Origin of the sequence: Pyrococcus sp., assembly GCF_030153625.1 — an archaeon.
Taxonomy (GTDB): Archaea; Methanobacteriota_B; Thermococci; order Thermococcales; family Thermococcaceae; genus Pyrococcus; species Pyrococcus furiosus.
In genome coordinates, this window is sequence record NZ_JASKLM010000019.1 from 22,874 (window position 1) to 31,911 (window position 9,038).

The following is a 9,038-nucleotide window of genomic DNA, read 5'->3' on the forward strand; positions in this document are numbered from 1 at the left end:
TTTCTATGGAGATTCCAATTTCATACCTCTTAAAATTTGTTGAGGAAGATGCTCCTTACGGAGATATAACTAGTGAGGCAGTTATTCCCAGGGAGATGAGTGCTAAAGGGGTAATAATAGCGAAGCAAGAGGGGATCATAGCGGGAGTTGATGAAGCCAGAAAGCTCTTCGAGTACTTTGGAGTTGAAGTCAATGTAAAAAAGCAAGACGGCGAATTCGTCAAGAAGGGAGATGTAATAATGGAAGTTAAAGGAAACGCCAGGGCTATTCTGCTAGTAGAGAGAACCGCCCTCAACATAATAGGAAGAATGAGCGGAATTGCCACAGAAACTAGGAGACTAGTTGACATTGTTAGAGAAGTAAATCCAAAAGTAAAGATAGCGGGAACTAGGAAAAGTTTGTTGAGGCTTCTAGATAAGAAGGCCATCATGATTGGAGGAGGGGAACCTCACAGATTTTCCCTGAGCGATGCAATACTTATCAAGGATAATCACCTTGCCCTAGTTCCCCTAGAAGAAGCAATAAGAAGGGCCAAGGAATTCAGCGTATACAAAGTGGTGGAGGTTGAAGTTGAAAGTCTGGAGGATGCAATAAAAGCGGCAAAAGCGGGGGCCGACGTAATAATGCTTGATAACATGACGCCCGAAGAAATAGAGAGAGTTATAGAGGAGCTCAAGAAGTTGGGATTAAGGGAAAAAGTTAAGATTGAAATATCGGGAGGGATAACTCCAGAAAATATAAGAGAGTACGCAAGACTCGATGTGGATGTTATAAGCCTCGGCTACCTAACTCATTCCGTGAAGAACTTCGATGTCAGTCTTGAGATTGTGGGATGAGAGGCTTTCTCTTAACTGGCCCCCTGGGATACTCCTCCTCAAATATCTCAGCCGTAAACTTGTACACTTTTGTATCTTCATCAAGCCAGCAGTCTGGTGGCAATCCAGCTTTCCAGCACGTCTCTGCTAGAAACTCCTCCTCATCCCAACCCCACTCCACTGCCACTTGGGGAAGAAGAAGGCCCGTGTAAATTCCCTTTTCCACTATAAGCCCATCCCTTCCAACCTTTATCTTCTTAGGCCTCTCATCCGGCGAACCTTCAATGAGCTCGGGGGGAGTTAGAACGCTAACCTCTACGACAATGTTATCCATCTCTTCAAGCTTCACTGGTGGAAATCTTGGATCATCAACAGCCGCGTATATGGCAGCTTTTATCGTTGCCCTAACTAGAGGATAAATAGGCAAAGGAAATCCTATGCACCCCCTCAATGCTGCTTGGGGTGGAACGTTATGCCTGTTAAGAGTAACAAAAACTCCCATCTTTTCCCACAACTCTGGAGGAGTATCTTTAGGAGGCTCTATCTCTTTCCCCGTCCTGAGGTATTCTTCTATAGCTTTCCTTGCAAGTCTTACCAAGAACTCTCCCCACTCGTCCTTAATCCTGTACATCTTCCTTCACCCGTATCAAGTTTATAATACTCATAACATCTTCAACGTTCACTCCAAGAATTTTTCTTAGCTCCTCTACATTACCTTCTTTTGAAACCTTCCTTATTTCATTACTTTCAAGGAGGAAGAGTTTTATATCATTCCCATACGGCAAAAGATCCACGATATCTTTTCCCTCAACAATAATCACTTCTTCACTTTTTCTAGTTTTGACAATTTCTGCTGTCACTTCTTTCAATTTTTCAATTTCATCTTCCTTTCCCTCAAGGATATCCTTTAACTCATCTATGGGGAACAAATCTCCAAAGCTTACTGCAATTAGAACATCTTCCAAAACTGAATTTGGAAGGCCTCCTCTCTTTATTATGTCAAAAAGCTCCACTAAAAGCTCCTTGGGAGCAGTATAAAATTCACCGCTTGCAATCTTTTCCCCATCCTCAAAAACTGTCTCTTCAACTTCGCAAATTATTCCCTCAAGGGGAAATATAGCTTGAATGTACCTTGTGGTAGAGCGAATTCCATAAAAAATGTTCGAAATTTCTTCAATGTTAACAAGCTTCATAAACTCTTCCCCAGAAATGGTTCTACTTCCCATATTTATACATAGTGGTGGGGCCGCCGGGATTTGAACCCGGGTCGCGGGCTCCCGAAGCCCGCAGGATGGACCAAGCTACCCTACGGCCCCTCAAAATGGGCAGGAACATTAAGAATTATAAATTTTTCTCACAAGCTTTCCCTGACTCTTCTTCTTATATTAGGATCCCTGTCAGCTAGCTCCTTCAAGAACTCTTCAAAGCTCTTCCAATCCGGAACTTCCTCATCAAGATAAATTCCAGTCCTACCGATTCTATCCCTCCTTGTGAGCACTTTAACCCTCTCCTCTACTATATCCACACTGACTCCAAGAATCTTCGCCACTTCAGCCTCCCTTCCAACTACTTCCCTTTCAATGTGACCCTTATCGGTTGGAATTATCAGAATTAACTTTTTGTTAACTCCTGGGACTCTCTGCTTAGTCTTCACTCCCCACAAATCAAGCATTCCTCCCCACTTGTAAAACTCAATCTCCCTATCAGTTGGATCAACTAAGAAAAATGTCACAGTTGTTTCCTCATCTATCTCTATGTGCCCCTTAATTAAGTGCCAAGGAGTGGCCATTACTATTCTTCTTCTCTGAATTAAATCCCCCAAGGCAAGCTCAATTAAATAGCTTGGAACCCTGTAGGGGATAACTATATCTATGTCACTATCCTTCCTTACATCTCCCCTAGCTACGCTTCCATAAACATGGGGATCAAATTCTTTAAGGAGTTCCATTATCTTGAAAGCCTTTTCCCTTTTCTCCCAAAGAATCCTCCACCTCTTAGGAGAGTAAACCACTTCCCTCTCATCCCAAACCCTAACAACCTTTTCTCTAGGCATCAATATTACTTCCTTTCATTCATTTAATAATGTTTTTAACAAAGAGAACCCCTTTGAATAGAGGGAGATAAATGAAGGTTATTATGACAACCAAGATTGATAAGGCCTCAATGAACATAAAGAAGAAGCTTATTGAAAACTTCGGCTTTAAGGAGAGCGACCTCACGTTCGATGGGAATATAGTCTATGAAAAAGGGGATGTACTAATTCTCACTACAAACACAGAGATGATATACTATGACTACATTGACAGAGAGATTGAAAAGCAGACAAAGATAAAACCTGAAGTTATAGTTTTTGCATCTAGACACTCGAGCACAAAAAAACTTCCCTCCTTAACCACTCACGTTACTGGAAACTGGGGAAAGGCAATGTATGGGGGAAAAGACGAGAGCTTTGCCATAGCATTCCCAAGTGCAATGAAATTAGCTTTGCTAAAAATGCATGAACTAAACGACCTCGGTTGGACAGTTTGTTACGAAGCTACACATCATGGTCCAAGTGAGCTGGAAGTCCCAAGTCTCTTCATAGAAATTGGATCCAGTGAAGAGGAGTGGGTAAACGAGAGAGCTGGGGAAATAATAGCTGAGACAATAATGTACATCCTTAAAAACAGGGAGAAGTTCAAAGTTGCCCTAGGCATTGGAGGAGGGCACTACGCTCCAAAGCAGACAAAAGTTGCACTTGAAACTGACCTCGCATTTTCTCATATCCTCCCAAAGTATGCGCAGCCAGTGAAGAAGGAAGTCATCCTTCGTGCACTTTCAAGGTCGGTTGAAGAGGTCGAGGCAATATACGTTGACTGGAAGGGAAGTAAAGGGGAAACTAGACAACTAGCTAAAGAGTTAGCAAGTGAGCTGGGGCTTGAATTCATAAAAGATTAATTAAAACTCCTAAAGTTTCACTAAAGATAAGACTTTCCAAAAAAAAAAAAAAAGATAACCTTAATAAGCCTCTTGCACTTCTCCTTTCTTTGGTGACGTGAAATGGCCATACTTGGACATAACATAATTAGAATTGAGTTTGAGAAAAATCCCATTCCTGGGGGCCAGGTAGAGGTTTCGCTAAATCCCAAGATTGAAGAGCTCAGGCTAGGGGAGATAAATCTTCCAAATGGAAAAGTTAAGGGCATAGAAGTGGAGCTAACGTACAATATCACCTACTCCCCTGAAGTTGGGAAAGGAACAATAAAAATGATCGTCTTTTATCTTCCCAGGAATAGAGAGGATGTAGACAAGATTCTTGACAACTGGGAGAATGAGAAAAAGCTACCTGGAGAGCTCGTTGCCGAAGTAGTAAACTTTGCAAACAATTTGCTGATTCCCTTTGCTATGATGATAACAAAAGAAATGGGGATGCCATCTCCAATTCCAATACCAAGAGTTGTAGTTAGACAATAGAGTGAAATTTATATATTTTTGTTTATCAAATTTTTACCCAGAGTGTCAATTAAAGGGGGGTTCGAAGTATGCTAAAGCTCGTAGAGAATGTCGTTGGAAGAATCTCGGAAGAAGAAAATAAGGTTTCTGAAGTTCAAGTTCCTCAGTCAAGCATAGATGAAGAATTAAGAAAAATAGTAGAGCAGATAAAAGCAAGGATTTATGTTGTTGGTGTTGGTGGAGCTGGATGTAATACTGTGAATAGGATGATGGAAGTAGGTATTACTGGAGCAAAGGTAATTGCTGTAAACACAGATGCCCAGGACTTGCTAAAGGTTAGGGCCCACCAGAAGATACTAATTGGGAAGGAGTTGACAAGAGGTCTCGGAGCGGGTAACGACCCAAAAATAGGGGAAGAAGCCGCTAAAGAAAGCGAGAGAGAACTTAGAGACGCACTTGAAGGGGCGGACATGGTATTTATTACCTGTGGACTTGGAGGAGGAACTGGAACTGGTGCCGCTCCAGTTATAGCTGAGATTGCCAAAAAGATGGGTGCATTGACAGTTTCAGTAGTTACTCTACCCTTTACCATGGAGGGAATTAGAAGAGCAAAGAACGCCGAATATGGATTGAAGAGGCTCATCAAGTATTCAGATACCGTAATAGTAATTCCCAATGATAAGCTCCTAGAGGTCGCCCCGAAGTTACCAATTCAGATGGCATTCAAGGTTGCAGATGAAATCCTTGTTCAGGCAGTAAAGGGAATAACAGAGCTCATAACTAAGCCTGGACTCGTTAACCTAGACTTCAATGATGTTAGAGCTGTAATGAAGGATGGAGGAGTCGCAATGATAGGAATTGGAGAGAGTGACAGCGAAAAGAGAGCTTTAGAAGCAGCTGAGCAGGCACTAAATAGCCCCTTGCTTGATGTTGATATTAGCGGAGCTAAAGGTGCTCTTATCCACATAAGCGGTGCAGATGTTAAGCTAGAGGAAGCTCAACAGATAATTGAATATGTCACAAGGAACGTTGATCCAAAGGCCCAGGTGATTTGGGGAATACAGCTGGAGCCAGAGCTCGAGAAGACAATTAGGGTAATGGTTGTTATCACAGGAGTTACATCAAGGTATGTCACTCCTGAAGAAGAGGCACCACTTGAAACCCCTGAAGAATCACCATCAATCGAAATCAGCATACCAGAGCTTTAGTCGTTTTTCCTAAAATTTTTAAATAAAACTGTGACCATGGAAATGGGGGACAAGGGATGGCAAAATTACAAGAGAGGATCAGGTACTTCTGGAAGGAGTCAAGAAGAGTATTCCTTGTGACAAAGAAGCCTAACTGGGCTACTTATAAAAAGGCAGCAAAAATAACTGGGCTTGGAATACTCTTAATTGGCCTAATTGGGATGTTAATAAGAATTATAGGCATCTTAATCCTTGGAGGGTAAAAGATGGCAGGGAAAATCTTTGCTGTGAGAGTGACTCATGGACAGGAAGAGACAACTGCAAAGCTAATTTATAGCAAGGTTAGAACTTACAATCTTCCTATCTATGCTATTCTGGCTCCTTCTAGAGTTAAAGGATATATTTTTGTTGAGGCTCCAAATAAAGGCGTTGTGGATGAGGCAATAAGGGGAATTAGACACGCTAGAGGTGTTCTTCCAGGAGAGGTTCCCTTTAAGGAAATAGAGCACTTTCTAGAGGAGAAGCCAGCTGTTAGTGGGCTTGAACCTGGAGACCTCGTTGAAGTTATTGCCGGTCCATTTAAGGGACAAAAGGCAAAAGTTGTCAAAATTGATGAGAGTAAGGATGAAGTTGTTGTTCAGTTCATTGATGCCATAGTTCCCATTCCCGTTACCATAAAGGGAGATTACGTTAGGCTTATAAGCAAGCTGCAGAAGGAGGAGTGAGGTGAGAAGAAATGCCAAAGCAGGTAGTTGAGGTGCTTGTTGAGGGTGGAAAGGCCACTCCCGGTCCTCCCCTTGGTCCAGCAATTGGTCCACTAGGATTAAACGTTAAGCAGGTCGTTGATAAGATCAATGAGGCGACAAAGGACTTTGCTGGCATGCAAGTTCCAGTGAAGATCATAGTTGATCCAGTTACAAAGCAGTTCGAAATTGAAGTCGGTGTTCCACCAACAAGCCAACTGATAAAGAAGGAACTTGGGCTCGAGAAGGGAAGTGGAGAGCCAAAGCACAATATAGTTGGCAACTTGACAATGGAGCAGGTCATAAAGATAGCTAAGATGAAGAAGGATCAGATGCTTGCTTTAACACTTAAGGCCGCCGCAAAGGAAGTTATAGGAACAGCACTGAGCATGGGAGTTACAGTGGAAGGAAAGGATCCTAGGGAAGTGCAAAAGGAAATTGATGAGGGGGTTTACGACGAGTTGTTTGAGAAGGCTGAGAAGGAGTAGAGGATAAGAAAAATTTAAAAACATTTTCTTTTACCCACCACTTGATTTTTATTTAAAAAATATAGGAGGGAAGCTACAATGCCCTTTGACAGGCAGAAAATCGTGAAAGCGGTGAAGGAGGCTAAGGCCCGGGCCAAGCCGCGTAACTTCACACAGAGTGTCGAAGTGGCAGTGAACTTGAAGGATATTGACCTTAAGAGACCTGAAAATAGATTTAAGCTTGAGGTAGTCCTTCCTCATGGGAGAGGGAAGGATGTTAAGATCGCGGTCATCGCTGATGGTGCCGTTGCTGAGGCGGCGAGGAAGCTCGGGCTAGATGTTATTAGTAGTGCGGAGTTGGAGGAGATTGCGAGCAGCCCAAGGCAAGCTAGAAAGCTTGCTAAAAAGTACGACTTCTTTATTGCCGAAGCCCCCTTGATGCCAAAGATCGGTAGATACCTGGGTAGGTATCTAGGTCCCAGGAACAAGATGCCCGTTGTAGTCCCCCCAACACTTACTGACCTAACTCCAATAGTAGAAAGGCTAAAGAAAACAGTAAGGATACAGCTCAAGAACAACCCAGTTGTCCACGCTCCAGTAGGAACAGAAAAAATGAGTGATGAAGAGATTGCAGAGAACATTGAGGCAGTCCTCAACGCAATAATAGGAAAGCTCGAGAGGGGAGAGAGTCAAGTTAAGTCAGTGTACGTTAAGACAACAATGGGCCCAGCTGTTAAGATAGAGGGGTGATGTGAATGGCTCACGTAGCCGAGTGGAAGAAAAAGGAAGTTGAAGAGCTCGCAAATCTAATCAAAAGTTATCCAGTAGTTGCACTGGTTGACGTTTCAAGCATGCCTGCTTACCCACTTTCACAGATGAGGAGGTTAATCAGGGAAAACAATGGCCTCCTTAGGGTGTCTAGGAACACTCTCATAGAGCTTGCAATAAAGAAGGTTGCTCAAGAACTAGGAAAGCCAGAGCTTGAAAAGCTAATAAACTACATAGAGGGCGGAGCTGGAATTTTAGTTACAACAATGAATCCATTCAAGCTTTACAAGTTCCTTCAGCAGAACAGACAACCTGCCCCAGCCAAACCTGGAGCAAAGGTTCCTAAGGATGTCGTAATTCCCGCCGGTCCAACTTCTCTAGCTCCTGGGCCAATAGTTGGTCAGATGCAGGCCATGGGAATACCTGCAAGAATCGAGAGGGGTAAGGTAACAATACAAAAGGACACCGTTGTGCTGAAGGCTGGAGAAGAGATAACTCCCGAGTTAGCAAATATTCTTAATGCTCTCGGAATTCAACCACTTGAAGTAGGTTTGGACTTGCTTGCTGTTTATGAGGATGGAATAATTTACACCCCAGACGTATTGGCCATCGATGAGAGCGAGTACATAAACATGCTCCAAAAGGCCTACATGCACGCATTCAACTTGGCAGTAAACATAGCCTATCCAACGCCTCAGACAATCGAAGCAATTATTCAGAAGGCATTCCTCAACGCAAAGGCTGTGGCCGTGGAAGCTGGCTACATTACCAAGGAGACAATCTCAGATATCATTGGAAGGGCCATCAGAGCAATGCTACTCCTTGCCCAGCAATTGCCTGAAGATGTGCTAGATGAGAAGACCAAAGAGCTTTTAAGTGCACAGGCTCAAGTTACTTTGGCCCAGGTTGAGGAAGAAAAGAAGGAGGAGAAGGTTGAAGAGGAAAAAGAAGAGGAAGAAGAGGCCTCTGAGGAGGAGGCTCTTGCTGGATTGAGTGCTCTATTTGGATGAATCACGCGTACTCTCAATAAATAAAGCTGATCGGAGGTGTGAAGAAATGGAGTATGTGTATGCTGCTCTGCTCCTACACAGCGTTGGAAAAGAAATAAATGAGGAGAACCTTAAGGCTGTCCTCCAAGCTGCAGGTGTTGAACCCGATGAGGCAAGAATAAAGGCCCTAGTTGCAGCTCTTGAAGGAGTAAATATCGACGAGGTAATTGAAAAGGCAGCAATGCCAGTTGCAGTTGCCGCAGCCCCAGTAGCAGCTCCCGCTCAGGAAGGAGAAGAAAAGAAGGAAGAGGAAAAGAAGGAAGAGGAAGTTTCCGAAGAAGAAGCCCTTGCTGGACTCAGCGCACTCTTCGGATGAGCTCGTTTTCTTCCTCTTTTCTACCCATTATATTATGGTTATAAAAGACAACCTTTTTATATTAAAGTTCGTGATATATTATAGAGGGATTAATGTGGAGGATTTGACTCCTCAGGAGTTCTTAACTCTAGTTAAGCTTGATAGAGGGATGTATCTCTCAAATGATACTGTTAGGATAAGCTGTGGGGTGTCAGGTTTAAGTTACTGGCAGTACTTTAGAAAAAGAAGGGGGAACATGAAGTCTGAAACCATTATTTACTG

Annotated in this window: 13 protein-coding genes, 1 tRNA gene and 1 pseudogene; 11 read left to right on the forward strand and 4 right to left on the reverse strand. The window is 43.1% G+C overall.

What is annotated here, in order from left to right; all coding sequences use genetic code 11:
* The first annotated feature begins 5 nt into the window (after positions 1-5).
* Complete coding sequence (nadC, locus tag PWP39_RS04610; protein ID WP_011013120.1) at positions 6-836, forward strand: carboxylating nicotinate-nucleotide diphosphorylase; 831 nt, start codon at positions 6-8, stop codon at positions 834-836.
* Here nadC and PWP39_RS04615 read toward each other — a convergent pair.
* The 4 genes from PWP39_RS04615 to PWP39_RS04630 form a co-directional block, all read right to left on the reverse strand.
* A complete protein-coding gene (locus PWP39_RS04615) occupies positions 814-1,446 on the reverse strand; it encodes a TIGR00296 family protein (RefSeq protein ID WP_288072876.1) in 633 nt (210 codons plus the stop codon). The genes nadC and PWP39_RS04615 overlap by 23 nt on opposite strands.
* Positions 1,433-2,008 (reverse strand): hypothetical protein, encoded by a 576-nt coding sequence (locus PWP39_RS04620; RefSeq protein ID WP_288072877.1) that lies wholly within the window; start codon positions 2,006-2,008, stop codon positions 1,433-1,435. Before PWP39_RS04620 ends, PWP39_RS04615 begins: the two co-directional genes overlap by 14 nt.
* Positions 2,009-2,053: 45 nt before the next feature.
* Positions 2,054-2,131, reverse strand: a tRNA-Pro gene (locus PWP39_RS04625).
* Positions 2,132-2,169: 38 nt separating this feature from the next.
* Complete coding sequence (locus PWP39_RS04630; RefSeq protein ID WP_288072879.1) at positions 2,170-2,868, reverse strand: nucleotidyltransferase domain-containing protein; 699 nt, start codon at positions 2,866-2,868, stop codon at positions 2,170-2,172.
* A 71-nt stretch (positions 2,869-2,939) separates the two neighbouring features.
* Here PWP39_RS04630 and PWP39_RS04635 point away from each other — a divergent pair, with 71 nt between their 5' ends.
* From PWP39_RS04635 to PWP39_RS04680, 10 genes and pseudogenes are all read left to right on the forward strand, one after another.
* On the forward strand, positions 2,940-3,752 hold the full coding sequence (locus PWP39_RS04635) for a D-aminoacyl-tRNA deacylase (protein WP_288072881.1): 813 nt from the start codon (positions 2,940-2,942) through the stop codon (positions 3,750-3,752).
* 102 nt (positions 3,753-3,854) lie between these two features.
* Positions 3,855-4,268, forward strand: a complete 414-nt coding sequence (locus tag PWP39_RS04640) for a hypothetical protein (RefSeq protein ID WP_288072882.1) — start codon at positions 3,855-3,857, stop codon at positions 4,266-4,268.
* Between the two features lie 68 nt (positions 4,269-4,336).
* A complete protein-coding gene (gene ftsZ, locus PWP39_RS04645; protein ID WP_288072884.1) occupies positions 4,337-5,455 on the forward strand; it encodes a cell division protein FtsZ in 1,119 nt (372 codons plus the stop codon).
* A gap of 56 nt (positions 5,456-5,511) precedes the next feature.
* Positions 5,512-5,697: a protein translocase SEC61 complex subunit gamma gene (locus tag PWP39_RS04650; protein WP_288072886.1), complete on the forward strand. Its 186-nt coding sequence runs from the start codon at positions 5,512-5,514 to the stop codon at positions 5,695-5,697.
* Between the two features lie 3 nt (positions 5,698-5,700).
* A complete protein-coding gene (locus tag PWP39_RS04655) occupies positions 5,701-6,159 on the forward strand; it encodes a transcription elongation factor Spt5 (protein ID WP_011013134.1) in 459 nt (152 codons plus the stop codon).
* A gap of 11 nt (positions 6,160-6,170) precedes the next feature.
* On the forward strand, positions 6,171-6,665 hold the full coding sequence (locus PWP39_RS04660; protein ID WP_011013135.1) for a 50S ribosomal protein L11: 495 nt from the start codon (positions 6,171-6,173) through the stop codon (positions 6,663-6,665).
* A gap of 78 nt (positions 6,666-6,743) precedes the next feature.
* Positions 6,744-7,394 (forward strand): 50S ribosomal protein L1, encoded by a 651-nt coding sequence (locus PWP39_RS04665; RefSeq protein WP_288072889.1) that lies wholly within the window; start codon positions 6,744-6,746, stop codon positions 7,392-7,394.
* Between the two features lie 5 nt (positions 7,395-7,399).
* A complete protein-coding gene (locus PWP39_RS04670; RefSeq protein ID WP_288072891.1) occupies positions 7,400-8,422 on the forward strand; it encodes a 50S ribosomal protein L10 in 1,023 nt (340 codons plus the stop codon).
* Positions 8,423-8,468: 46 nt separating this feature from the next.
* Positions 8,469-8,777 (forward strand): 50S ribosomal protein P1, encoded by a 309-nt coding sequence (gene rpl12p, locus PWP39_RS04675; protein ID WP_288072893.1) that lies wholly within the window; start codon positions 8,469-8,471, stop codon positions 8,775-8,777.
* 70 nt (positions 8,778-8,847) lie between these two features.
* Positions 8,848-9,038, forward strand: a pseudogene (locus PWP39_RS04680) (hypothetical protein); the annotation flags it as partial.

Coding starts and splice junctions, on each gene's coding strand:
- nadC (WP_011013120.1), top strand. CDS start 6: ATGGAGATTCCAATTTCATACCTCTTAAAATTTGTTGAGGAAGATGCT.
- PWP39_RS04615 (WP_288072876.1), bottom strand. CDS start 1,446: ATGTACAGGATTAAGGACGAGTGGGGAGAGTTCTTGGTAAGACTTGCA.
- PWP39_RS04620 (WP_288072877.1), bottom strand. CDS start 2,008: ATGAAGCTTGTTAACATTGAAGAAATTTCGAACATTTTTTATGGAATT.
- PWP39_RS04630 (WP_288072879.1), bottom strand. CDS start 2,868: ATGCCTAGAGAAAAGGTTGTTAGGGTTTGGGATGAGAGGGAAGTGGTT.
- PWP39_RS04635 (WP_288072881.1), top strand. CDS start 2,940: ATGAAGGTTATTATGACAACCAAGATTGATAAGGCCTCAATGAACATA.
- PWP39_RS04640 (WP_288072882.1), top strand. CDS start 3,855: ATGGCCATACTTGGACATAACATAATTAGAATTGAGTTTGAGAAAAAT.
- ftsZ (WP_288072884.1), top strand. CDS start 4,337: ATGCTAAAGCTCGTAGAGAATGTCGTTGGAAGAATCTCGGAAGAAGAA.
- PWP39_RS04650 (WP_288072886.1), top strand. CDS start 5,512: ATGGCAAAATTACAAGAGAGGATCAGGTACTTCTGGAAGGAGTCAAGA.
- PWP39_RS04655 (WP_011013134.1), top strand. CDS start 5,701: ATGGCAGGGAAAATCTTTGCTGTGAGAGTGACTCATGGACAGGAAGAG.
- PWP39_RS04660 (WP_011013135.1), top strand. CDS start 6,171: ATGCCAAAGCAGGTAGTTGAGGTGCTTGTTGAGGGTGGAAAGGCCACT.
- PWP39_RS04665 (WP_288072889.1), top strand. CDS start 6,744: ATGCCCTTTGACAGGCAGAAAATCGTGAAAGCGGTGAAGGAGGCTAAG.
- PWP39_RS04670 (WP_288072891.1), top strand. CDS start 7,400: ATGGCTCACGTAGCCGAGTGGAAGAAAAAGGAAGTTGAAGAGCTCGCA.
- rpl12p (WP_288072893.1), top strand. CDS start 8,469: ATGGAGTATGTGTATGCTGCTCTGCTCCTACACAGCGTTGGAAAAGAA.